Raw genomic sequence first — 24,663 nt, 5'->3', positions numbered from 1 at the left:
AAATAGCGAGGCTCAGAGCCCCGCTTTTGTTGTGTTTAAAGTGCTTCGATTGCCGCTTTTACCTTTGCGCCAACATCGGCAGGAACCCATTTAAGCCAGGTGTCTTCATGATTCATCAGGAAATACTCGGCTGCGATATTGCCGTCTGCCTGATTGTCTTCCATCCAAGCCAGCAAGCCGTTCATCTGGGCATTGGTCAGGGAGCGTTTACCAAGATACGCGAATGCTTGGGTTGATTTTTCAGCGAAATCTGTGGTGGTGACAGTTTGTACCAATGCCGATGGATACATGGTGACCTTGGGATCGGCGCACTCGACTTTGGAGATACAGTCACGGAAATGATCCACATCTATACCGCTACCAAAATCCACCTTGGCCATTTTGTACTTACCCAATACCGCTGTGGGTGCCCAGTAATAACCAAACCAAGGCTTTCCACGCTCGTAGGCACGGGCGATGGAGCCGGACAGGCCTGCTCCTGAGCCGGGATCGATAAGATCAAACCCGGCATCACTTAGCTTAAGCGCACGATACAGATTTTCAGCCGAGAGTTGACAGCCCCATCCCGCAGGGCATCCATAAAAAGCACCACGGTCAGGATCTTCCGGATGTTTAAAGGTTTTCACTTTGGCGATAATACCCTCAATGGTTTTCAGGCTTGGGTCCTTGTCGACCATATATTGGGGTACCCAGAAGCCTTCTTCACCGCCATCAGAGAGTGAATGACCCGCGATAGCCAAGCGTTTGTCGCTGACACCTCGTTCGATAAGCTCTTTAACGCTGTTGCTCCAGATTTCAGGCGCGATATCAGGTTCACCTTTTTCAACCATAGAGGTGCTGGTAGGCATAGTATCACCAGGGATCAGCTCGGCTTCGCAGCCGTAACCATGCTCCAGAATAAAGCGATCTACATTAGCGATTAATGAAGCCGAGCTCCAATTCATATCTGCGATGGTGACCTTGCCGCATTGCTCTTCGGCAAGGGCTTGATGTGTCGCGGTACTAAGGAGTATTCCGCCAATCAAAATCATAGTTTTCATAAGAGCTCCGTGCTCGAGGTGAGAATGTTTTGCGCGCGTGCCTTTAATTAACAATTGTTAGAGTTCAAACTAGGGGCTGTGCTACGGTTCTTACAGGCGACGGCATCAGTATAATCCTATTACTAGAAACAGGACGACAGTAAAGGATTTGATACAATAAGTTAGCACAGTTCACAGCCTGTTAACAGTTCTGTGATCTGAGGCGGTTGTTTCAATCTATTTCCCCTTTATTTAGGTGGTTAGAGTTCAAACTAATAGTGAGCCTGGAGGCCAACTTAATCTATTAAAAATAGAAAACCGCATTCCTTTAGGAATACGGTTTTTAATGTCTAAAGTTGGATAGATCTTGACGAAGGCTGGCTGGTGATATTTAACCTGGCTGGAAAATACATTTTAATCGCTTCGCTATGATCAGGCGTGACATGGTAAATACACCACTGACCGTTTTTTGATGCAAGCGAAAAATCGTGTCGTAGAGGCGGCGAACTAATCGTCCCTTTAAGATTAGCTTGTCATTCATCATGGTACTGATAGCGAAGTTATGGCCTATTGCGACGACCATGCCGCCATCTTTATAGATGAAAGGTGTGAGCTGTTTTCCTTCAATCAGTCCGCTTAAGCTTTTGGCTAAATGTACCGCTGCACGATTAGCTGCCTGAGCCTTAGGAGGCACCATTAAACCATCGTCTTGAGGGATTGAGGCGCAGTCTCCCAGTGCAAATATATTTGGATCCAGGGTGCTGGCTAAAGTCTGATTTACCATTAGCTGATTGGCGTTATTGCTCTCAAGACCACCGATGTTCTTCAACCAGTTAGGTGCTTTAATACCCGCAGCCCAAAATTGAATGTCGGCGCCGATAGTGAGCCCATCGCTGGTGGTCATACCCAGTTGTTCAACGCTGGCAATTCTGGTGTTCAGCATGATATTGATATCATACTTCTCCAGCATCAACTGTGCCTGGCGGGACATCTTTAACGGGCTATTGGGTAAGACTCTGTCGGCGGCTTCTATCAGGTTGATGGTGAGTTTAGCCGCATGTGGGTTTGCCTCTAACCTGGCGCTAACTTTAGCGAGTTCGGCGGCCAGCTCGAGACCGGTCGCACCCGCGCCAACGATGTTTATCGTACGCTGGTATCCGGAGCGTAACAGTGAGCTAATTTGCAGCCAACTGCTGCGTGCTTGTTCCGGTGTATCTAGAAACAGACAGTGTTCTTGCGCCCCCTGGGTAGCAAAATCATTGCTAATCGCGCCTATGGCGATAACCAGATAGTCATACGTAATGAAATCCGTTTCACCGTTAGGCTTACTTACAATCAGCTGTTTCTCCTCGCGTTTAATATCTGTCATCCAGCCCTGGTAATGTATATAGCCATTTCTTGCTCCATGGCTAAAGTAGCAAAGAGTATCGAGATCGTTATCGAATGTACCGGCGGCTATCTCATGAAACCTGGGTTTCCAGTAGTGGTGGGTCTCTCCCTCCACTAAGATGACTTCATCTTGACGGTTTACGGAGCGGCCCAAGATACTGGCCAGTTCTAGTCCTGCGGCGCCACCGCCGACAATTACAATACGAGACATGATAATTCCTTAGCGCACTCAGAGTGGTGCATTACAAAAAGTTGAACGATAGAGCCTCAAAACTTCACTGTTGATACGAAAGGTATGAGAGATAAAGCGGAGGAACATCAGATGTTGGCTATTATAATTACCGTTCAATGAGGAACAATTACCGTAAAAGGAAAATCACTTTTACCCATGTGTAATAAATGAGTGGTGCAGTGGTGGCTCTAATGAAATCTTGGGAGAGATGAATGAGCAAGGGGGCTGTAGCCCCCTCATTGGTTGAGGTTAATTGAGGGCTTCACTCAGATAATCGAGTAGCATGCGCACCTTAGGCGACAAGTGTCTGTTGTGAGGATAGAGTGCCCAGATCCCCTCGTCAGGTTGACGGTTTTGCTCAAGTAGTGGGATTAGTTGGCCATCTTCCAAATAAGGCAAGACATAGTAGTCAGGCAGCTGAATGATACCTATCCCTTTTATCGCGGCATCGACGAGAGCGTGGCCACTGTTACAGCTCAGATTGCCCTTAACCCTGACATTTCTCGTCTTACCATTTTCCTGAAATCGCCAGTAATCTAATGTTCCCTGCAGACAGTTATGTTGCTCCAACTCAGACAGTGAGTGAGGGATACCAGAAGTTGAAACATAATCCGGAGAGGCGCAGACATATTGAGTTCGGGAGCCCAACCTTTTGGCCATCATGCTTGAGTCTTCAAGCTGTCCCAGTCGAATAGCGAGATCGTACCCCTCATCGATTAAGTCGACCTTCTGATTCGTCAGGCTTACCTTTACTTCAAGCTCCGGGTATTTAGCGATAAAGTCGTTCACCAGCGGCGCAAGCGTTCTTTCACCATAGGTAACCGGGGCGGTAATTTTTAACAGCCCTCTCGGTGTACTCTGTAAGTTGGTAATGGCGCGTTCGGCCTCTTCTAATCCGTCCAGCACCTGTCTGCAATGTTGATAATAGATCCGGCCCACCTCAGTCACCGACACTTTACGTGTGGTGCGGTGAAACAGCTTAGTTGCCATCCTGGTTTCTAATGCGCTGACCTGCCTGCTGACCTGAGCGGTCGATATCCCAAGACGTTTTGCGGCCTTGGTAAAGCTCTCTGCCTCTGCTACGGCAACAAATTCGCTTACCCCCTCCCAGTTGAACATTATTACTCCTTGGTAATTATCGTTGCGCTAATTCTCTTTATTATCGTCAATCTATGGATAAATTCAATCTTAAAATTTAACTAACCTTGGTTTCAGTTGCAGTTGTTAAAGTGGCATAAAAACAGTCGCTTAACTATTTTCATATTGTTACTCAGGTGAAAAAGATATTTTCAAATCAAGCGGATTATCATTTTTTAAAAGATAAATATAATTCTTCTCATCGAAATGACATCAGCATCAGCGCCGAAGTCATAGCGTCAATACCGGGATTGCTTGTAATCCATGGATATAGACCGCAGAACTATTTTATTAAAGATAAGGAAAGAAGAATGAGCACTACATTTTATATGCCCCCCATGTCTCTGATGGGGCAAAACGCGATAAAGCAATTGGGTGGCGAGCTGAATGCCAGAAACTTCAAAAAGGCACTGATCGTTACCGACAAGGCATTGGTAGATATCAAGCTGGTTGATAGGCTGACTGATGAATTAGCTGCGCATAATATCGACTTCGCTATTTTCGACGGCGTTAAGCCTAACCCGACAGAAAATAATATTGATCGGGGTCTGGCCCTGCTCGAAGCGCAAAAATGTGACTTCGTTATTTCGTTCGGCGGTGGCTCCTCACATGATTGTGCCAAAGGCATCGCCCTGGTAGCGGCCAACGGTGGTCACATCCGTGATTACTCTAAAGGCGTTCATCTGTCTACTAAGCCCCAGCTTCCTCTGGTGACGGTTAACACTACGGCAGGTACTGCTGCAGAGATGACGATATTTGCTATCGTGACCAATGAGGAGGATGAGACCAAATATCCGGTTGTGGATAAAAATCTGACCCCTATTATCGCAGTAAACGATTCTGAGTTGATGGTTGCCATGCCTAAGTTCCTCACGGCAGCGACAGGCATGGATGCTTTGACTCATGCGGTAGAAGCCTATGTTTCGACCGCGGCCACGCCGATAACCGATGCGTCGGCTATTAAAGCCATTGAGCTTATTGCCCAAAACCTTAAAACGGCAGTCGACAATGGTGAAGACCGTGAGGCTCGCGATGCCATGCAATACGGTGAGTACCTTGCCGGTATGGCATTCTCTAACGCTTCATTAGGCTATGTACACTCTATGGCTCACCAACTCGGTGGCGTCTATGATCTGGTACACGGTCTGTGTAACGCCATCTTGTTACCGGTAGTGTCACGCTTTAACGCGACTGAAAAAGTGGAGCGTTTTGCCGATGTGGCGAAAGCCATGGGTGTAGATACCACGGGCATGACGTACGCCGATGCCGCTGAAGCCGGCATCATTGCTATCGAGAAGCTGTCTGCTTCGGTTGGCACTGCCCAGAGACTAGCCGATCTTGGTGTTAAGCAAGACAAGCTTGAGTTTATGGCAATCAACGCCCTGAACGATGCCTGCTCATTAACTAATCCAAGAAAGGCAACCACTCAAGATATCATCAATATTTTCAATAAAGCCATGTAATTAACTGATAAAGCAGGCCGCCTTCAGGTGGAGGCTGGCTTGGCTAAACTAAACATCCAGGGAGTAATCACTATTAACACTTTAATTCATCCTCAGGTCGATAACGGTATTGTAGCTGGTCGTGATGGCTTTGCAGGCGGTACCTTGTTGTGCAGCTGCAGCAACAAGCCCGTTGAAGTCACAATTGGCGCTCAGACTGCCCACAATCATGTTTGTGGCTGTAGCAAATGCTGGAAGCCTGAAGGTGCCTTGTTCGCTCAAATAGCCGTTGTGTCGCGAGATCACGTGAGCGTCACTGCCAATGCTGACAAGTTGACCATTGTCGATGAGTCAGCTGCAATTCAGCGTCATGCCTGCACAGAGTGTGGTACCCATATGTATGGCCGCATCGAAAACACGGGTCATCCCTTCCACGGTCTGGACTTCATCCACACCGAGCTGTCAGCAGAAAAGGGCTGGTCTGCACCGGAATTTGCGGCGTTTGTCTCTTCTATTATCGAGTCGGGGGCTGCGCCAGAATCTATGGGGGGTGTGCGTAGCACTCTTAAAGACTTGGGGCTTGAGCCGTATGACTGTCTGTCTCCCGTGTTGATGGACGCCATAGCCGCTCATGCAGCGATCAATGGCTAAAAGCTACTCTATAAACCTATGCCAGTTGTACCTGCATGGAAACTAAAAAAGCGCTACGGCGCTTTTTTTATGTCTGATTAAAAGTGACTGCTCTAAATTGAGGGCTCCACCGAGATTAGCATTACAGCGGTTATCCCCACGGAGCCTAATACCATTCGGTATAAGTGAATGCTGTACTTGCCATCCCAGCTATTGACTACACTGTATTGCAGCGTTCCTATCTGAACTGATTGTTACTACATGGTAAAAGTTATTTGTGTTCTAGGCGGATTATCATCCTGGGTAAAGGTAAATATAATACTTCCATCGAAACGGCGTAGGACACTTGGTCTGAATGCCCGTTTAAAATAATTTTTAGTGCATTGAATAATGCCGGGGAGCCGAGATGGAAAAGATAGAGAGAGAGCCGCTGATTAATAAGTTAGGACAGGTAATCCATTATGCGGTGCGGGTGTTAGCCATATTAATGACTCTGGTCATTTTGTGGAGTGTCGTCGATGTGGGACGAGTGCTGCTTATTGAAATTATCACCCCGCCTTATGGACTGATGGATATGAAGGATATTTTAACCATCTTCGGTTCTTTCTTGGCGGTGTTAATTGCTATCGAAATCTTCCAAAACATTACCATCTATCTGAAAGAGGAGGTGATCCATGTGCAGATAGTCATTGCGACCGCACTGATGGCCATCTCAAGAAAAATCATCGTCTTAGATTTTAAAGAGGTGGGGCCGGAATATGTATGGGCATCGGCTGCCGTGATTATTGCACTGGGCGTGACTTATTGGTTGGTATCAAGCAAACGGGCTCATTAAGTAGTAAAGGGCAGAAGGCAGTAAAAGATAGGCAATAAAGAGTAGGAGGAAGAATGGCTGGTGGTTGGTCTAGAGGTAGTGGCTGAGTGAAGGTGCAAGATCGAATTAATCGCAGTTTTAAATAATGTAGGCAGTAGGCAGTAGGCAGTAGGCAGTAAAAGTAGGAAGAAAAAGTAGGAAGAAAAAGTAGGAAGAAAAATGGCTGGTGGTTGGTCTAAAGACGGTGCAGTGCAAGATCAGATAGATAATAGTGTTGAAGATGGCGTCGCCCAAGCCAGGAGTCGATTGCCAGTCGGCCTGAGTTTACTTTTTTGTGAGGAATGTGACAGCCCAATTCCTGAGGCTCGCAGGAAAGCTGTTGCAGGTGTTCGACTCTGCATTGAGTGTCAGAGCGAGTCGGATAAGCGACAAAACGATCAGGGCAAGGTCAATCGACGCGCCAGTAAAGATAGTCAGTTGAGGTAGTCCGTTAAGGTCAGCTCTGAATTTCAGAGTCATAAAACAAAAGTTTAACTTAGCAATTAGTGGGTTATAGCTTTCTCTTCGATATAGATTGGAGGGGCGGTAACAATCAATTATTACCATATGGTAAAAGTAATTTACATCAGCATGGGATTATCAATTCCTGAGAGGTGGCTATAATACTTACCATATTAATCGCGGCACTGATTCAGATAAGACCGTTTTTTCAATTTTATAATTTTAGGATATAACGATGACAGCACAGACAATTAAATCCAAAGCCGCAGTCGCCTGGGCTGTAGGTGAGCCACTATCTATGGAAATCGTAGATGTTATGCCGCCTCAAAAAGGTGAAGTTCGTATTAAGATGATCGCCACCGGTGTGTGTCATACCGATGCCTTTACTCTTTCCGGTGATGACCCTGAGGGTATCTTCCCATGTATTCTTGGTCACGAAGGTGGCGGTATCGTCGAGTCAATCGGTGAGGGGGTGACCAGTGTGCAAGTCGGTGACCACGTTATTCCACTTTACACCCCTGAGTGTGGTGAATGTAAATTCTGTAAGTCTGGCAAGACTAACCTTTGTCAGAAAATCCGTGAAACTCAAGGGAAAGGTTTGATGCCTGATGGCACCACTCGTTTCTCAAAAGATGGTGTAGATATCTTCCACTATATGGGAACCTCTACCTTCTCTGAGTACACTGTACTGCCTGAGATCTCATTGGCTAAAGTGAACCCGGATGCACCACTGGAAGAAGTCTGTCTACTCGGTTGTGGTGTAACAACAGGTATGGGCGCTGTGATGAATACGGCTAAAGTTGAAGAGGGCGCTACGGTTGCTATCTTCGGTATGGGCGGTATCGGTCTATCGGCAGTTATCGGTGCGACTATGGCCAAAGCGGCTCGCATTATAGTTATCGATATTAACGAAAGTAAATTTGAGTTAGCCCGTAAACTGGGTGCTACCGATTTTATTAACCCGAAAGATTACGACAAGCCAATTCAAGATGTGATTGTAGAGCTGACCGACGGCGGCGTTGATTACTCATTCGAGTGTATAGGTAACGTTAACGTGATGCGCTCAGCACTAGAATGTTGTCATAAAGGTTGGGGCGAGTCTGTAGTTATCGGCGTAGCCGGGGCCGGACAAGAGATCTCAACTCGTCCGTTCCAGTTAGTCACGGGTCGTGTATGGAAAGGCTCGGCATTCGGTGGTGTTAAAGGCCGTTCTGAACTTCCTGAGTATGTTGAGCGTTACATGGCGGGTGAATTTGCGTTGAATGACTTTATCACTCACACCATGGGCCTTGAGCAGGTCAATGATGCGTTTGATCTTATGCATGAAGGTAAGAGTATTCGTACCGTTATCCATTTCGATAAGTAATAGCTATCGATAAGATATCTGTCCTGCAGTTCCGGCTTAATCAGTGGTATCACAGGCTAAGCCGGAGCGATTAAGGAGACTCAAGCGTGACAATTGAAAATATTAGTGTGAATAAGAGTTTTGGTGGTTGGCATAAGCAGTATAGTCATCACTCTCAAACGTTAAATTGTGGCATGCGATTCGCTATCTATCTGCCGCCACAAGCATCAAACGGCGAGAAGGTCCCGGTTCTGTACTGGCTTTCCGGTTTAACCTGCACAGATGAAAACTTTATGCAGAAAGCGGGTGTACAAGCACTGGCCGCCGAACTTGGCATTGCTATCGTTGCACCGGATACCAGCCCAAGGGGTGATGATGTAGCCGATGATGAAGGTTACGACCTTGGTAAAGGGGCGGGCTTTTATGTTAATGCGACTCAGGCGCCGTGGAATCGCCATTACCGCATGTACGATTACGTCGTCGATGAATTGCCAAAACTGATCGAATCTATGTTCCCTGTCAGTGATAAACGCTCAATTGCGGGGCACTCAATGGGCGGACACGGTGCGTTAGTTATCGCACTGCGTAACTCAGAGTCATATCAGTCTGTATCGGCATTTAGCCCCATCAGTAACCCGATTAACTGCCCTTGGGGCAAGAAGGCGTTGACCGCCTATCTGGGCCGGGATTCGGCAACATGGACAGAATATGACGCCAGCGTCTTGATGCGTAAGGCGATCCAGTTTGTGCCGGCTTTGGTCGATCAGGGTGACGCCGATGATTTTCTTGTTGAGCAGTTGAAGCCCGAAGTGCTTGAAGCCGCAGCTAAGGTTAACGGTTACCCGCTGGAGCTCAATTATCGTGAAGGGTATGACCACAGTTACTATTTCATCTCAAGTTTCCTGGAAAACCATCTACGTTTTCATGCTGAGCACCTGAGTAAGTAACTGCTGTTTCCCGAATAGGATTCGATTGAAGAGGTGTTGCCATTTATGGCGACACCTTTTTTTCGGCTCCCAAATATTTATTACAACTCGGTAAAAGTGATTTGTTATTTGAGCTGATTATCATCTGAATCAATATAAATATAATAGATGCAACTAATCACAATCAATGCTGCTGACCTGCCGCACATTTTAAATTAAGGCCTTTATTATGAGTTGGATCTTTCTGTTACTGGGCGTCATGGCTGAAGCCTTGTCTCATGTGGCGCTTAAGGCGACCGATGGCTTCACTCGCCCACTTCCCGCAGTTATGGTGATCTTGGGACATCTGACGGCTTTTCTTTTCTTAGGTCAGGCGATGAAGGGAATGCCTGTCGGTGTTGTACACGCCCTCTGGGCTGGGATGGCCATTGTGACCGTGACACTGCTTTCTGCACTCTTCTATCGTCAGCATCTGGATATGACTGCCTGGATTGGTATGTTGTTGGTAGCCCTTGGTGTTGTCATGATCAACCTGTCTCAGGGACATAGTCATTAGTGATGCTTGCTGTGAACTGACTTCTGGTAAATCTTATTGAAGCCACTTTATTTGTGTGTGACCCATTAATATTTTTGGGTTACCATCATTCAATATGCTGAATTATTGAGCTTATACTGATTGGTATTAAATATAAGGTTTTGCGAAACAAGGAAAGAAGCGGCCGCAATGAAGAATTATCAATGTCTTTACTTCGATCAGAAAAATCATCGATTCTGTTTATTTACGGATGATGCGCAGAAGATCTACTTTACCTATTGGCATGAGCTTAAGCGGCATGGGATCAGGTATCTCAATGGCAATACCACATTTCTGGCCGATATCGAGAAAAGAGAGGATCTACCCCACAGCAGGGGAGTCCACATACGCGAGATCAATCTCGATAGTAATATTGAGCTAACACCTTGTGTCGTTATAAAAAACAGAAATATCTCCTATCAAGACTTCTACGAATCCATACTATCGGAAAAAACCATTATTTTTATGGGCTGCATTTTCGAAGATATTGAAATTGATAAAGTCGTTATCCCTAAGAGTCTCTGCTTTATTGATTGCTGCTTTGAGGGGAACTTCAGGCTGATATCTTGCAAGCTTTATGGCGACCTATGGCTGCCAAATTGTACCTTCAACCAACATTTCAGTCTCAAATCGACTCAAGTTAACGGCGACGTACATCTTGAAAATGCAGACTTTTCCGGATTAGGAGGAGCTTCGTTCAGAGGTATTGAAGCTGAGAACCTCTATCTCGACCTGGGAGTTAAGGGAGGAGATGACCTATTTTGGCTTAATGAGATGGTGATCCCTGGCGTGGTTTCCATTGGAGGGGAGTTTAAAAATGAAGTTCAGATCCTATATCAGCAGGATAGGGATGAAATTTTAGATAAGAAACCATCGATTGGTTCAATCATTGTCGGTAAAGAGCTTTATGAATATGAGAAAGCGAATCGCACGACAATACAAAGCATGTTCAAAATTGAGGATATCAGACTCAGCGGCGAACTTGTGATTGAGCACTTGATCTCCGATGAACTGAATATGTCGGGTATATGCAGTAAAAGTATTGAGCTCAATCACCTTTCAATTACTAACGACCTCGCCATATACGATTGTAGAACCAGCTCGAGCAAGCCTGGAAGCGATACGGCCGTATCATTGATACACAGCAGTGTAGGGCGACACTTAAGAGTCGATAGAAATGACTTTCAGGGCAAGTTTGATCTGTCGGGTACGGCGGTCAGTGAGGTCACCTATTTTGAAGATAATAAACTGAGTGACTCAGGTGGACTAAACTTACATCGATTCACGACGGCTAAATTTCTGCTGCACCCGGTTGAGTCGCTTTATGGCAATGGTAGAGGCGGTATTTTTAAACCCAGGAGCTTTGCAACCTTGTCAGAAAAAGATCCCCGACTATTAGGGGATCAATATTGCGCGCTGAAACATTGGTTAGCCGATGCCGGTAAGTTAGAGATGGAGGATGTGGCGTTTTTTTATATGAGGCAATGTTATCACCCACGGAAGTTATCCCGGTTTCTTTTGGGAGGAATTTTCGGCTGGGGTGTAAGGCTGTCAAATATCGCCATTTCATCTATCCTGTTAATAGCATTATTTGCTGTGGGTTATCTGTTTATAGAGCCTAAGGCAACAATATTAACCGCTTTCGCATTGAGTATTCAGAGCTTTATCAGTTCATTTTTTGGTACCTGGACCGGTTATGACCCCGACGGTATGATTGCTAATGTAGTAACACTCGAGTCATTTATCGGGGTGCTCTTTATTACTGTATTTATCGGTGCATATATAAGGAAATTATTGCGATAAGATGTTTTATTACCTTTCAATCGGAACCAATATCACTCCCGAGCTGAATGCCGTGAGAATTACCTCAGCCTTATGTCAGAGTTTTGGGGACGTCATAGGCTTTCCCTTCATTTACACCGAGCCCGTGGGTATCGAAAGCGAACACAGGTTTCTAAACTCCTTGGCCATCGTTGAATCGGCTAAGGAGCCCGGTGACATTAAGCTGATGACCAATGCAATAGAAACGTCACTCGGCAGAGATCGTACAGCTTTAGATTGTTCGCGTGTCGATAGGGTGGCAGATATCGATATTGTGACATGTTCAGACAGGTTAGATTTTTCACTCTTCCTCTCTTCCAGTGAGTCTTATGTCTCCAGTCTGCTTACGGTAGAGAAAAGTCTATATGTCGATCTGACACGATACGGCCTACCCTCTACAGATGGACCTACCGCCATCAACTTTAATGCTGGTTCCGGTAACATAATGGTTATCGAGCAGGAAAGTCACGGCTTGAAAGACCGGCATATAGCCACCTTCGAACGGTAGCAGGGTCTCCTTATACACCTCTGACTTTTGCTGTTCTGTGTGTTGTTCAAGAAACTGTATCGGGCCGGGCATGATTGAGTTGCAACGTATCCCGGGGGCAAATTTCTTTGCAAATGACCGAGTCAGACTCTCTAATCCAGACTTAGTCGAACAATACAACGAATATTCCGGGTTTGGGTTATCGGCATAAATATCCGTCATATTAATCACTACACCGGGCGTACTTTCGTTGTACATTCGTTCTTTCAAGGCTGAGATTAACAGGCTGGGAAACAACATATGGACATTGAACAGTGATAGATAGTGGTCTTCTAACTCTTCAACACTCTCGGGATCTGCGTCATACATTGAGGCATTGTTAATCAGCAGATCGACTCTGTCAGCCAGAGCCTCGATCGCCTGCATCGTTTTCGTTATTCCTAATTGATCATAACTGTCTATTTGAATGAGATGTAAGTGTTCTGAACTGATTGGTTGAAAATCTTGAGGATCACTTCTTGTCACAGCGATCACGGTGTCGCCCATAGAAAGAAATTTTTCTACCAGGAATAAGCCGAGCCTTCGGCTAGACCCGGTGATAACTATCGTTCTCATCTCAATATCCCCGCTACTTTTTAATGTTATTAGAGAAGTAATCTATCACAGGAGCGGTACCATTTAAGGCTTTTATCTGATGGCCAAAATTGCAGAATGCTTGGATGAAGCGGTCTATCTAGTGATTATTGAGAGCGTTAGCGGGCACACACTTAAGCACCTCTTTGCCGGCTGGGGCTTGTTAATTTATCTTGTTGATGTTGAGAAGGCGGCAGCTCAGCTAGATATGATAAAAAAAGCCGACCGCAGAGCGGCCGGAAAGATTGACAAGAAACCTTAGTTTTTACTCCTTCTCATTAATTGAAACGTAAACCAGTAACTATCTTTTGCGCTGACGGCGTAAACCAAGTAAGCCAAGCAGTAGGACACTGATACTTAGTGCACCACCGCTCGATTCAGGAGTTGGCTCTGGTGTCGGAGCTATTTCTGCCACGATAGATATCGTTACTATTGCTGCCACGGATGTCTTCTCACCATTGCTTATGGTTAGCTCCAGCACGGCGACATCATCATTTGTCACATCAGGCAGTACCAAGTTGAGCTCAGCTTGACTCATATCTTCTATGCTGATTTCAGGACCTGAAACCTGGGTCCAGGTATAGGTTGCTATATCATCACTGTTCGGTACAGTACTAGAGGCTGCGGTCAGAGTGACTGAGGTTTGCTCATCGGCTGACAGAGTAAGCTCACTCTCTTCGTTAATCAGAGCTACTGGGATCCCCTCTAGGTGTACAGGTTCTAGTATTTCGCTCTGTTGATTGTCGTTGACGGTATGAGAGACCTCAAAGATTAACTCTTCTGACATCACCATGTCGTTAGTACTTAAGCTTAGAGTGATCGTTTGAGCATCACTCTGCGGTGCTTGAGTGATCTGCCAGCTAATGACCTGTCCATCCAGACTACCTTCATGGCTGTCACTTTCGATAACGACGCCTTCAGGTAGTGTGGCTTGAATATCGAAAATCATATCGATATCGCTTGTATTAGCCACTAGTTCAACCGATAGAGTCAGACTCTCACCAGTGTTGAGCTCGCTCTTATCTAAGCTGCTGCTTACAAAGGTCGCGTTTCTATATAGCTCGATAGGCATCAAGCCTATGTTAGCTGGAGTATCGACTCCTGTTCCTATCTCAACGGCAGTCATATAGAGAGTGTCTGGTTGCAGCGTTTTATCCCAGTTGAGTACTAGGCCTATATCTTCTCGAGCATCGACTTGTGTTTTGAAATCTACACTGATACTCGAGTCATCTTTATCGATAACAGCAAGTTCTATAGTGATGTCATCTACCGTGTCTGAAGGTGCTGAAGTATCACCAAAATTGTGCACAGCTACGTAGTAACTGCCAGGTTGGGGGTTGTCGACTACGCAGTTCTCTAGTGCGGTTTCTGTGGCGCTCATACACAGCAGTTCAGCCATTTCAAAGTAATCGTCAGGCTTGCCGTTATAGTTGGCGTCTCGGCCGATATAGAGGTCAAGATCCGGTGATGTAGTCTGTTTGATTCGCGCCACAATACGCTTGGTATTTGGTGTGACGTTAATGAGTTGAGAATGGAAAAAGCGGCTATCATTCCAGACATTAGTCGGCCAACTGGCATCATCGCTATCATCTCGTGGAATAGCGACGTCGATACGTTCAACTTCTGCCAGTTCGAAAACAGCAACTTGAAGCTCACTACTACCAACTGTTGTGACACCTTCTATGGCTGCACTGTCTTTATTTTTACTGGTTTCAAGATAGGTGGCTTCAGGGAAACTGCCAGCGACAAATGTACCGATTACTGGCATAGCTGACGGGGTTAAACTCCCATTGGAAGGGGTGAGTAGGAGTCGACCCATACCGTATTCTGAATTGAAACCGTTAGATATGGTGGCATTCACTTCCAAGGTGATACTTTCTCCAGCTGCTAGGCTAAAGCTGCTAGGGGAAGCACTAATGGTTAAACCATTCACGCTAGTATCGCCGCTTACGGTCCAAGTCGACGGCGAGGTTGCAGTGAATGTGCGTGTCCAGCTACAGCTTATCATGCAGTTTTGTTGTACCGCCGATGGCATGTTCATCGCTTCAGGTTTGCCACCAATATCTGGGTTGGCATCCACGTACTCTTGATAGGTTACATCCATAATTAGACCCGTATTGAGGGCGTTATTAATACGAATGCTACCTGCTCCCGAGTCAAAAAAGTCCGATGGCGTCACCCCGTCATCTTTGCGGGTATTAAATTCTGCACTCAGCATCAACGCCGATTGTAGCTGCGCGGGTGTCCACTCGGGCTTAAGGGCTGTCATCAGCGCCATCGCTCCAGCTACATGGGGGCTAGACATCGATGTGCCATCCATAAAGGTGTAAGGCGACTCGGTTTTTTGCTCTCGCCATGGCTGATATTCAGAGTTGGCGGCATAAATCGCTACGCCTGGTGCGGCAACATGAGGGGTTAGCCAGCGGTTCATGATGGGCTCAGGTCCGCGAGAGGTAAATACTGCTGCTATGTCAGCGTTCTCGGGAGCATTCTCCATGGTTGAGGCGCCAATCGTCGCCATATGATCTTCGCCGGTGGCTAACCAAGCGGTGAGTTCACTCCCCTGTAAAGCATCGATATGGATTGCAGGTAGCACATGGAAGTCGGCATCGATGGTTTCAGAACTGCCATCCACGTTGACTAATATCATGCCTCCCGCACCGCCAGCCAACACATTTGTTCCTTTTGATACGCGGGCAATTTCGCCACGTTGGCAAACCACAATTTCACCGCTAAAGGTGTTTTCCGTAAATGGGTTTAAACAGTCTGCATCACCAAAATCCTCGGCGTGTACCACTTTAGCTGAGATCCCATTTGTCGCGCCTTTGCCAGATAAACTCGCTAGGGCAAAGTCACCACCACTGAAGCTCACTTCTTTATCGGTAAATCCGCGGTCATGGGTGTAGGCGGCAACGGTTGTTAACCAAGGGGCATTACCGGGAGAGCCGACAGTGCCAGCTTCAGGGCCAGAATTCCCGGCAGAGGTGGCCACATGGATCCCAGCCTCTCGGGCCGCTAAAAAAGCTTGAGCATCGGTATCGTACCAAGGGTTACTGGCTCCGCCACCTACCGAGTAATTGAGTACTTGAACGCCATTAGCGATAGCATGTTCAACTGCGAGCGCACTAACGTCGGGCCAGCAACCCGCGTCGGCGGCGCAAACTTGGTAAGAAACAATGTTAGCGTGGGGGGCTACGCCGCTGATTTGACCGAAAGTAAACTCAGCCTTATCACCCATCACATTGTAGATAGGAACGTTTTTTACTACGTTGCCAGCTGTGGTTGATGCTGTATGGGAGCCATGACCATTATGGTCGATTCCAATCACATCATCACCTTCGGGAGTATAGTCAGCCAAAACTCCGTCATGGGCCCAGATCCCAATCAGCTTATCGTTGCAGTAATGGGCAAGTTCAGAGTCGTTGCAATGGCCTAGGTATACGCCTTCCCCCAATGGGTTGGTATGATCGTAGCCATCGCCACCAATATCGGCAAATGAGTGGTTGAAGGCGCTGATCCCGGTATCGAGAATACCGACGATAACACCTTCGCCTTTGCTGGCTATTCCCGTTGCAGTGCCATCCCAAGCTGAAGGCGCTTGAATGTAACTGGGGCCAGAATCGGTAGTGAGGAAACGTCTTTCTACTTTTTGAACGAATTTAATCCCATCAACTGTACCTAAAAGCTTGGCTTCCTCTTCTGTTAATTCAGTACTAAAGCCGTTAAGGGCAATTTGGTAATTATTCTGAATGGCCAGCTGGCGCTTGAGGCTCTTTTGAGCGCGATTAATCGTGCTACGTTTTTGCGTGGCTAAGTAGCTGAGATAGTTTTGACTCGCCGCACTTTGCACATCTAATGTACCAGTACTTTTTCGTTTGTTAGCATCATTGCTTAGTAAGCTGGTGGCTTTTAAGTTGGCAATATCACCCCTGTAGGTCGCCAGTGGTTGCTCATCAAGCATAACCATGTAGAGGTTATCTGTATTTCGCTTGCTAGGTTGGAGTTTATTGCTACGTTGACCGCTGTCGGGGTCAAGTCCTCGACTGTCTAGCATTGATGCTTGGGATGCAGGGGTGAGCGTTATACTCAATGCCGCTGCAATAAGGCTTTTCTTATAAGATAATTTCACAGGTCTTCCTCATTTTTTGTTATTTTTTTGCGCTGCCGCGCTGTGATAGCGAAAGCGAAATCGGTAGAAGTTGTTAATTCGACGTCAACTTGATACCCCATCAAAACGATGAAGGGCAAATCGTGCTCTACATTTCGACTTCACTTATGCTTCATTTCTTTTTCAATTTCTTATAAAACAATGGCTTTCGGTGTTGTCGTGTATCGAAATGTATCCTTTTTTGCTTGTGACAGATGTAGTTCTAATAACCCTTAAAAAAGAGGTTGGCGTGCCAGATTGCAGTGGTAGAAACCTCTGTATGTCATGGTAATTAAGGAAGAGTACGGGATAGGAATAACTTGGATTCGCCAAAATGGAAATTGCATGAGTATAAGCAATGGTTTGGTGATGTTCACAGTGGCAACCTTCGTTTTAAGGGGGCGGAATCACAGTTAAAGGCTTTAGTTAACTATTTGTTTTTTAAGGGCTTGAAAATAAATAGAAAGAGAAAAGAAACAAAATCAAAGGCCGAGTGCTTGTTGTTTAGCCGTATTTAAAAGAAAACCATAGAGGTTAGCGTTAATGAGTTGTTATTCGGTCGAGGTGAGATTCCTAGTCGGCCTTAAATGTACGACTTGAACAATAAAAATAATGTCGCAACTTCTTAGGGAAAAAAATATGTCATTTAAAAAATCTAAACTGGCAACATGCATTGCACTGGCTGCGATGGTTCCAGCATCAATTGCCATCGCACAAAACTCAGATACTTTACCCGCCTTCAGTACACAGGCTCAGAAAGTGCAACTACTGACTTTCAATGTCTATCTTGCAGATGTCGGCTCACTGACTAAGGCCACTTTAAATAACAAAAAGAAATTCGCCGAAAGCCTTAAGCAGGTTGAAGCTAAGCAGAAGACCGTACTTAACGATATTCTAGCGTTGGATGGCAATATTGAAGTGTTACCTGGGGCGAAAATCTTTGGTAATTTTGTGCGGGTTCAAGCCGACGCTTCTTATGCTGAGAAAATTAAGGCTATCGCAGGTGTAAAGGCTGTTATCGCTGAAACCACCACCGCGGTGGTGCCTATCAATGCGATGAGTAAGCCAAGCGCCAACACTGCTTCATCTATGATAAAGGCACCAGCTTTAGTCGGTGACGCAACGGCGGGAGAGGGCGTTAAGGTCGCCATTATTGGCACAGGGGTGGATTATACTCATGTGGGCTTAGGAGGAGATGGCGAGGCTGCAACTTACGCTGAGGCGATGGCCAATGCCATGAATACTTTTGATGGCTTCCCAACTGATGTGGTTGTGGAAGGGATGGATTTGAGGAGTGATGCAGGCTGGGGACTCGATCCTAACCCAATTGATCAGAATATCTATTACACCCGTGATTACGACGGTATGACCCATAATACTGGCCATGGCACACGCCTTGCGAGTGTGGTGCATGCTTTGGCTCCTGGGGCAAAAATCGCCGCATTTAAAACCTCAAATGTGTCCGACCCATATGGTTATGGTTATAGCTTAGCGCCTGAGACAAGTAGTACATTTATGCTGGCTTTAGAGTATGCGTTAGATCCTAATCAAGATGGTAGTTTCGATGACCGTGCAGATATCATCGTCGTTGATGCTATCGGTGGTAGTGCATTTTACGCACCGTCAGACAATGGGATCTCGAGCCCAGTTGTTGAAGCTCACGCCATCGAAATGGTATCGGGTTTAGGGGCTTTGGTCGTGGTCAACGCCGGTACGGGTGGCGAGTGGTTTGATAACCGCTTCAATATGACTTGGCGCGGCGCCGCACCTACTGCCTTGACGGTTGGCGGCATGAAGACTGATGCAGATAACAATATGCAGGTGACCGAGAGTACTCCCCACGGCCCAGTGCGTGGGGCCAATGCTTATTCGAAACCTGATATGGTGAGTTACGCCGAAAATATCGATGTTGCTGTTGTGGGTGGTGGCGATCAAACCGATACAGAGTCACACACTGTGATGGCTGCGGCTCGAGTGGCTGCCGCAGCCGCAGTGCTTAAATCTAAGCGTCCAGAGCTATCTATGGTAGAGATCAAAGCACTATTGATGAACACCGCCGATAACAATGTTATGAATCTCGCTAATGAGCAGGCCGATCTTGTTTTGATAGGTAACGGTGTTGAAAACATCGATGCCGCCATTAATTCATCGGTGGTTGCTTGGGAGAAAAATAGCTATCAACCAAATTTAAGTTTTGGTTTTGAAGAAGCTGTGGGTCTGCAGCGCTTTGTGAAAGAGATTCAACTTAAAAACCTCGCTGAGGAGACGGTTACCTATGAAGTCACTATGACGTCTATGGGCAAGGGCGGTGATTCAGCATTGAGTTGGGATGTGCCTACAAGCGTGAGTGTGCCGGCAGGGCAGACCGTTATTTTCCCTGTGGTACTGGAGGTTGATTTTTCAAAACTAGACAACTGGCCGATGAAACAAGGCAGTGATCTTATATCGGAAAACTGGTCCCAAGTAGAGCTTTCTGGTCAGTTGCAACTTTCAGCAGAGGAAAAGCCAACAGTCAGTATGAGCTGGTTGGTAAAGCCAAGAACTGCGACAGATATAGTTCGTGATTTTACGACATTTAGAACTGAATCAGGTACAGAGCTGGCAAACAAATTTAGCCCGAGTGCTTCTGCTTATACGCAAGAGTTTACCAACACGGGCACAACAGACACCACGTTTGCCGTGTTTCCTGCCATGTACCATCAAAAGCAACTTCCAGAAGGCAAAGAAAATACTCAAGGCAACATGCTCAATGCCGTTGGTGGTGGCGTCTATAACGAAGCTATGTGTACAACGGGTAAGAAGTTAGTGGTTGCGAGTCGCTTTTTTAGGCCTAACGATGCAGGAATGGCAAACCACTTCGATAAAGGTGGTGCAGCACTGATGTGGTGGAGTGTTTATCAGGAGCAGTTTGTCCTCGATAATGAGCTGGACAAAGAGATTAGCGGAGATCCATTTATAACGGATGAAACGAGCCAAGTCGTTATGGGAGGCTTTATTGAGCCCGATGAAAATGGCTCTCCAGCGGCGTGGTATATCAATTATAACCAAGAATATGACTGGACCCAGCCTCGTAAGCGTTACATGCAATCTAAGTTACCAACATTGATGACGGGGCACGGGCAAAATGTCGTCGCTCAATACTGTTTAGAAGAGCTTTTCCATAGCGAGAGTATGGACAGTGTTGAAGATTTAGATCAAAACCATGGTTGGATTTTCGCCACTGACCGTGATGCCGTCGCTAATCTTGGTGAGCCTATCATCCAATATAATCCAGTTAAATACGGCAAAGTGAAGGTCGAAACGTATTTTGACTGGTTTACTGGCGAGATGGGAGAAATGGAAATTAACGGTGGGGGATTGCCGCTGATCTCACGTTTGGTTGCCGAGGGAGAAACGAAAGATTATCAGCCTATGGTAACCCTTGCATCGGGTGAAACCGCAGAGCTTGGGATGGCAAGTGAATGTGACTTTAGCTTTGGCTTTGGCAGTGGCGGCGGTTGCGAGAATCACGGCATGATGCTGATGAGTTTAGAGAATAACTGGGGCATGTTGTCTCCCATGGGACAAGGGAGTTATTCATTAATGGCTCATCCACTCGATGGGCAAGTCCACAGTGTAGATGAAGACGCTGAAATAGGCGCTATAGTGGCAAAGATTCAGCTCGATTCTGAGAGTTTCTTTGCTATGGCTGACTTCGAGCGTGAATCATCACCTTATAGCCTAAGTCTTGCAAATGCGATTCCTGGCGATCCATTCACCATCAGTTACCAAGGCGAAATAGTCGTCAACAACACTGACGCACTGGACTACGATGTCGGTAACCTTGGTTATACCCTTGAAGTTATCGCTAGCCAAGGTCAAACCTATAGCGCCGTGTCTAATGTATATGTGGCAATTAATAATGTTAACGACATTGCACCTGAGCTTATTTCTGACATGCCTTCTGTGTTATTGACGGAGTCTGGCAGTGCCGATCTTGATGCTTCGGCTTACTTTATGGATGTCGAAGGAGATGCGCTTACTTACACCGTTGAAGGGCTGCCTGAAGGTATGGAAATCGACAGTGTGACAGGTGTTATCAGTGGTGATGCTATGACCGGAAGCTCCGGGGAGTATGAGGTGACGGTGACGGCCGACGATACGGTTAACAAGACTCAGGCAAGTTTTGTTATGACGATTGAAGCGCTAGCAGCTCCTGTGGAAGAGCCAGTAGAGAGCAGTGATAGCGGCGGTAGTTTAGGTGGTGGACTGTTGGGTCTGCTTGCACTTCTGACTATTCGTCGAAAAACCTTTGGTTAAGAAATTAATATAGGGACATACATAAGAGAGCCCCGCAAGGGCTCTCTTTGTACAATTTGATACAACTGACTTGATGTAATAGAAGAACCTAATACTAAATAGCTGCTTTAATTAAATTAGTTTATGTGATTACTACATTAGTGTAGGCATTAGTGTATTGTCACTTTTCCATTGTGAGCGTGTGTATCTCAGCCTTGCTATAGACAAAGTGAATAGGGGCTTTATGATGGGTGTTAATAAAACGTTAATGTCTTAGTGTGTGTTTGTGGTGAGTTAATTTTTCTTAGCGATCCCATTTTCACCCCCGGAGTTCGCCCCTAGATCATGATCTCATTGCCATATCAAAAATACCAACTCGGCGAATGCGTGATTAATTGCCATGATATGACAATTTCAGTTGGCGATAAATCGGTTCAACTTCCTGCTAAGGTATTCGAGTTTCTCAAGCTTCTCATCTTGCATGCTGGGCAAACTGTCACTAAAGAGCAGGCAATCGATGAGGTGTGGCTGGGAAATATTGAAGTCGGTAAGCGTGGAACGGGTAATGCGATATGGCAGTTAAGAAAGTCGCTAACTGAGCTTGGCATAGAGCCGGAAACCTATTTTAAAACGATCACCAAAGTGGGTTATCAACTGCTTATTACTCCAAGCTGTATTGAAGAGACCCCAGATATTCAATTACGCTCTAACACCAAAAACTCAAAAACTCATAATCGTTACACACCCTTCCTTTTAGCTGGGATCATATTCACTCTGATCTCTGTCATGTTTGCTGTTATCGAACTTACCCATGACTCCGCTCAATCCAATACTGAAAAGCTTGCAACCCGTATAACCAATTTTGAAGGGGTGGAGGAACAGGCCGCTATTTCCCCTGATGGGCGTTACATGGCATTTCAGTGGCGCCGTGAAAAGCGCAAAGGACAGCTATATATTAAAGACCTGAGTGATCAAGATGCGCCACTTAGGCAGATAACCATGACTTCAGATAGGGAGACATCACCGACCTGGTCACCGGATGGTCTCTCATTAGCCTATTTTCGATTTAATGAGTCGGGTGAGTGCTCGGTACATGTCCGTGAGCTCATCACCAATAGAGATAATAAAATTGATACTGGTTGTATGAGTATCGGTTATCTGCATAGTTTGGAGTGGTCACCCGATGGTCAACGACTCGCTTATGCGAAATCTCAGGAGGATCGAGTATCCGTTGTTACTTATCGTTTTGAGTCGGCAGGGATCTCCCCGTTTACCTTTCCTGCTGCCGGCGAGGAAGACCTGCTGATGAGCTGGTCTGCCGATAGTAAGCAGTTAGTCTTTGTTCGGTCGGTGGAGATGAAGGCTAAGGTGTTCGTTAAATCCTTAACTCAGGATGCCCAGTTGTTGGTTGATGGTGAGACTATGGTGATAGGGCTGGAGTGGGATCAACAAGCCAATCAGATCTATTTCAACGCCCTGCGTGATGGCAGCTTTGTGATTGAGATTTTTGATATGGGAAGCAAAAAGCTGATGGATTTTCACCATGACGATACGATCAGTAGCTTAGCTCTGAATTATGGAACCCAAGAGTTATATTATTCCCGCCACATTGCTCAGGAACATATCACTATCCGTTCATTAACCGATGGCCAGGTACATCGCCAGTTAGCCTCATCATCGAGGGATATGTTTGGTCAGGCGGTTATGTCTACAGGGGATATACTCTTCCTCTCCAATAGAAGCGGGACATGGGAGCTATGGCTCAAGCAAGAAACAGACAGCAAGCAGTTAACCCGTGAACAAGGTTTGGTGAGTATTCCTGCGGTATCTCCGGTAAATAATCAATTTGCAATCGCCATGAAGCCAGCGCAGAGTCTCAACTATGAGCTGTTTTTAGGCCGTTTGCCTGGTGGAAAATTAATGAGCCTCAAAGGTATAGACGGAGATATAAGAAATCCGTCATTTTCACGAGATGGAACTCAATTGTATTTTTCATCTAATATGGCGGGGAAATGGGGAATATATCGCTATACCTTAGCCAGCGAGAAGGTTGAAGCGGTCGTTGAAGATGGAAAATATGCTATCGAAGATCAACATGGTGGACTCTATTACAGCAAAGATAATCTAGCGGGGATATTCTACCTTCCCGCCGATGAAGCCCGTGAGTCTCTAGTTACTGACGAGTTGGCTGCTGGAGATTGGGGCAGCTTTTTTTATCACAACTCTGAATTGTACTTTTTAAAGCGAACCGTTAATGAAGATATTGTGGTTCGTATAGATGCTGAAGGGGGGGAGCATGTTGCGTTTAGTTTGCCTGCACTGTCGATAAGAAATGAACGTGCACTCGCTATAGCCACTGAAGATAGAGTGGTTGTGAGCATGCTGGGGATCAATGATGCTGATATTTATAGTGTGTCGCTGAAGCATAAAATTTAATAGGGAATATTGAGCCCCGGATATTCTGACTGATTGAGTTTAGGGGGGGACATATTCCAACGATGAAAAAGTGAGTCGAACCTCCCCTGTTGGAAGAGTGACTCCAGATGATGGTTGAAAGACTTGATCGTTTCATACTTGTTAAATTGTATTTTAAAGCCAAGATGATATTGAATAACTTTTCCGCTACTCAGATAGTGCAGGTTCTGAATATCTAGTCTGTCCGCGTAATAAGCGCCGACATCCCGATTGACAAAATAAGCATTAAAGCGAGCCATAGCCAACATTTTTATAGGCTGCTCATTAGCAGGTGCAAGCTGAATGATATTCATGGGTAAGTGCCCAAGTTGTTGGAGGCTTTTGTCTATTTCTAACAGTGACTCATAGGTATTTGAAGGAGCTAAAACGCCTACATTTTTTTCTGCGAGTTGTTCAACTTTACTGATTCTTTTATTTTGTAGCGAGTAGAATCCATATTCTGTTTGCAGGAGTGGAATAGAGAACCATATAGATTTTGCTCGGTCTTCATTCCACCCCATAAAGTGACCATTAGCGAGTCCATGATTAAAGGTCTGTTTGGCCCGCCGATTGGGTAGTAACTCGATCTCACATCCATCCTCCCAACTTCTACAAGCTATTTGTGCTATTTCAACCAGAATCCCTGTCGTCTGGTTTACATCTTGAAAGCTGAATGGAGCAAATTCATGACAGACGATCTTCAATGGTTGAGCCGCCAGACATCCGCTAATGAGGCAAGTAAATAGCGAGATTAGGTATAAGGGGGTTGAGTTCACCAGGGGTCTTCTCAGTCTGAACTCCTACGGGGTTAGATTATTGAACTGAATTATAGTT

General features: G+C 46.0%; 18 protein-coding genes. 12 read left to right on the top strand and 6 right to left on the bottom strand.

Features of this window, described 5'->3' with window-relative positions; translation table 11 throughout:
* Positions 1 to 35 precede the first annotated feature (35 nt).
* The 3 genes from EKG39_RS16275 to EKG39_RS16265 all read right to left on the bottom strand — a co-directional run bounded on the left by EKG39_RS16275 (position 36) and on the right by EKG39_RS16265 (position 3,759).
* The gene (locus tag EKG39_RS16275; protein ID WP_126507037.1) at positions 36 to 1,040 is read right to left on the bottom strand and encodes an ABC transporter substrate-binding protein; all 1,005 of its coding nucleotides are present in this window, start codon (positions 1,038 to 1,040) and stop codon (positions 36 to 38) included.
* Positions 1,041 to 1,410: 370 nt separating this feature from the next.
* Entirely contained in the window at positions 1,411 to 2,619 is a 1,209-nt protein-coding gene (locus EKG39_RS16270) for an NAD(P)/FAD-dependent oxidoreductase (protein WP_126507036.1), read from the bottom strand.
* Positions 2,620 to 2,889: 270 nt separating this feature from the next.
* Positions 2,890 to 3,759 (bottom strand): LysR family transcriptional regulator, encoded by an 870-nt coding sequence (locus EKG39_RS16265; RefSeq protein WP_126507035.1) that lies wholly within the window; start codon positions 3,757 to 3,759, stop codon positions 2,890 to 2,892.
* A gap of 329 nt (positions 3,760 to 4,088) precedes the next feature.
* Between EKG39_RS16265 and EKG39_RS16260 the strand changes: the two genes are divergently transcribed.
* The 9 genes from EKG39_RS16260 (at position 4,089) to EKG39_RS16220 (ending at position 12,338) form a co-directional block, all read left to right on the top strand.
* Positions 4,089 to 5,240: an iron-containing alcohol dehydrogenase gene (locus EKG39_RS16260; RefSeq protein ID WP_126507033.1), complete on the top strand. Its 1,152-nt coding sequence runs from the start codon at positions 4,089 to 4,091 to the stop codon at positions 5,238 to 5,240.
* A 72-nt stretch (positions 5,241 to 5,312) separates the two neighbouring features.
* On the top strand, positions 5,313 to 5,870 hold the full coding sequence (gene gfa / locus EKG39_RS16255) for an S-(hydroxymethyl)glutathione synthase (RefSeq protein WP_126507075.1): 558 nt from the start codon (positions 5,313 to 5,315) through the stop codon (positions 5,868 to 5,870).
* A 385-nt stretch (positions 5,871 to 6,255) separates the two neighbouring features.
* Complete coding sequence (locus EKG39_RS16250; protein WP_221767378.1) at positions 6,256 to 6,684, top strand: phosphate-starvation-inducible PsiE family protein; 429 nt, start codon at positions 6,256 to 6,258, stop codon at positions 6,682 to 6,684.
* A gap of 198 nt (positions 6,685 to 6,882) precedes the next feature.
* Complete coding sequence (locus tag EKG39_RS16245) at positions 6,883 to 7,149, top strand: DksA/TraR family C4-type zinc finger protein (protein WP_126507031.1); 267 nt, start codon at positions 6,883 to 6,885, stop codon at positions 7,147 to 7,149.
* Positions 7,150 to 7,399: 250 nt separating this feature from the next.
* Positions 7,400 to 8,530 carry an S-(hydroxymethyl)glutathione dehydrogenase/class III alcohol dehydrogenase gene (locus EKG39_RS16240; RefSeq protein ID WP_126507029.1) on the top strand — a complete coding sequence of 377 codons (1,131 nt, stop codon included), beginning with the start codon at positions 7,400 to 7,402 and terminating at the stop codon, positions 8,528 to 8,530.
* 86 nt (positions 8,531 to 8,616) lie between these two features.
* Entirely contained in the window at positions 8,617 to 9,456 is an 840-nt protein-coding gene (gene fghA, locus EKG39_RS16235) for an S-formylglutathione hydrolase (RefSeq protein ID WP_126507027.1), read from the top strand.
* Between the two features lie 208 nt (positions 9,457 to 9,664).
* Positions 9,665 to 9,991: a DMT family transporter gene (locus EKG39_RS16230; protein WP_126507025.1), complete on the top strand. Its 327-nt coding sequence runs from the start codon at positions 9,665 to 9,667 to the stop codon at positions 9,989 to 9,991.
* A gap of 168 nt (positions 9,992 to 10,159) precedes the next feature.
* A complete protein-coding gene (locus tag EKG39_RS16225) occupies positions 10,160 to 11,812 on the top strand; it encodes a hypothetical protein (RefSeq protein ID WP_126507023.1) in 1,653 nt (550 codons plus the stop codon).
* Between the two features lies 1 nt (position 11,813).
* Positions 11,814 to 12,338, top strand: coding sequence for a 2-amino-4-hydroxy-6-hydroxymethyldihydropteridine diphosphokinase (locus tag EKG39_RS16220; RefSeq protein ID WP_126507022.1), 525 nt, complete (start codon positions 11,814 to 11,816; stop codon positions 12,336 to 12,338).
* On the opposite strand, the gene EKG39_RS16215 is transcribed toward EKG39_RS16220, so the two are convergent.
* A complete protein-coding gene (locus tag EKG39_RS16215; protein WP_126507020.1) occupies positions 12,219 to 12,932 on the bottom strand; it encodes an SDR family oxidoreductase in 714 nt (237 codons plus the stop codon). The genes EKG39_RS16220 and EKG39_RS16215 overlap by 120 nt on opposite strands.
* A gap of 79 nt (positions 12,933 to 13,011) precedes the next feature.
* Between EKG39_RS16215 and EKG39_RS16210 the strand changes: the two genes are divergently transcribed.
* Entirely contained in the window at positions 13,012 to 13,212 is a 201-nt protein-coding gene (locus EKG39_RS16210) for a hypothetical protein (RefSeq protein ID WP_126507018.1), read from the top strand.
* A gap of 39 nt (positions 13,213 to 13,251) precedes the next feature.
* On the opposite strand, the gene EKG39_RS16205 is transcribed toward EKG39_RS16210, so the two are convergent.
* Positions 13,252 to 17,079: a S8 family serine peptidase gene (locus tag EKG39_RS16205; protein WP_126507016.1), complete on the bottom strand. Its 3,828-nt coding sequence runs from the start codon at positions 17,077 to 17,079 to the stop codon at positions 13,252 to 13,254.
* Between the two features lie 657 nt (positions 17,080 to 17,736).
* Between EKG39_RS16205 and EKG39_RS16200 the strand changes: the two genes are divergently transcribed.
* Positions 17,737 to 21,396, top strand: a complete 3,660-nt coding sequence (locus tag EKG39_RS16200) for a S8 family serine peptidase (RefSeq protein WP_185817634.1) — start codon at positions 17,737 to 17,739, stop codon at positions 21,394 to 21,396.
* A 384-nt stretch (positions 21,397 to 21,780) separates the two neighbouring features.
* Positions 21,781 to 23,811, top strand: a complete 2,031-nt coding sequence (locus EKG39_RS16195; protein WP_185817633.1) for a winged helix-turn-helix domain-containing protein — start codon at positions 21,781 to 21,783, stop codon at positions 23,809 to 23,811.
* Here the strand turns inward: EKG39_RS16195 and EKG39_RS16190 are convergent.
* Entirely contained in the window at positions 23,808 to 24,533 is a 726-nt protein-coding gene (locus EKG39_RS16190) for a substrate-binding periplasmic protein (RefSeq protein WP_185817632.1), read from the bottom strand. The genes EKG39_RS16195 and EKG39_RS16190 overlap by 4 nt on opposite strands.
* Positions 24,534 to 24,663: the final 130 nt, after the last annotated feature.

The sequence above is a fragment of the Shewanella atlantica genome (assembly GCF_003966265.1).
Classification (GTDB): Bacteria; Pseudomonadota; Gammaproteobacteria; order Enterobacterales; family Shewanellaceae; genus Shewanella; species Shewanella atlantica.
The sequence above is the reverse complement of the archived record's forward strand: the minus strand, read 5'-3'. Positions and strand labels throughout refer to the sequence as shown.

Bases quoted from the DNA above. Each gene is read 5' to 3' on its own strand.
- EKG39_RS16200 (WP_185817634.1), top strand. From the start codon at position 17,737: ATGTCATTTAAAAAATCTAAACTGGCAACATGCATTGCACTGGCTGCG.
- EKG39_RS16265 (WP_126507035.1), bottom strand. From the start codon at position 3,759: ATGTTCAACTGGGAGGGGGTAAGCGAATTTGTTGCCGTAGCAGAGGCA.
- EKG39_RS16260 (WP_126507033.1), top strand. From the start codon at position 4,089: ATGAGCACTACATTTTATATGCCCCCCATGTCTCTGATGGGGCAAAAC.
- EKG39_RS16220 (WP_126507022.1), top strand. From the start codon at position 11,814: ATGTTTTATTACCTTTCAATCGGAACCAATATCACTCCCGAGCTGAAT.
- EKG39_RS16240 (WP_126507029.1), top strand. From the start codon at position 7,400: ATGACAGCACAGACAATTAAATCCAAAGCCGCAGTCGCCTGGGCTGTA.
- EKG39_RS16215 (WP_126507020.1), bottom strand. From the start codon at position 12,932: ATGAGAACGATAGTTATCACCGGGTCTAGCCGAAGGCTCGGCTTATTC.
- EKG39_RS16195 (WP_185817633.1), top strand. From the start codon at position 21,781: ATGACAATTTCAGTTGGCGATAAATCGGTTCAACTTCCTGCTAAGGTA.
- EKG39_RS16210 (WP_126507018.1), top strand. From the start codon at position 13,012: ATGGCCAAAATTGCAGAATGCTTGGATGAAGCGGTCTATCTAGTGATT.
- EKG39_RS16275 (WP_126507037.1), bottom strand. From the start codon at position 1,040: ATGAAAACTATGATTTTGATTGGCGGAATACTCCTTAGTACCGCGACA.
- EKG39_RS16250 (WP_221767378.1), top strand. From the start codon at position 6,256: ATGGAAAAGATAGAGAGAGAGCCGCTGATTAATAAGTTAGGACAGGTA.
- EKG39_RS16230 (WP_126507025.1), top strand. From the start codon at position 9,665: ATGAGTTGGATCTTTCTGTTACTGGGCGTCATGGCTGAAGCCTTGTCT.
- EKG39_RS16225 (WP_126507023.1), top strand. From the start codon at position 10,160: ATGAAGAATTATCAATGTCTTTACTTCGATCAGAAAAATCATCGATTC.
- EKG39_RS16270 (WP_126507036.1), bottom strand. From the start codon at position 2,619: ATGTCTCGTATTGTAATTGTCGGCGGTGGCGCCGCAGGACTAGAACTG.
- EKG39_RS16245 (WP_126507031.1), top strand. From the start codon at position 6,883: ATGGCTGGTGGTTGGTCTAAAGACGGTGCAGTGCAAGATCAGATAGAT.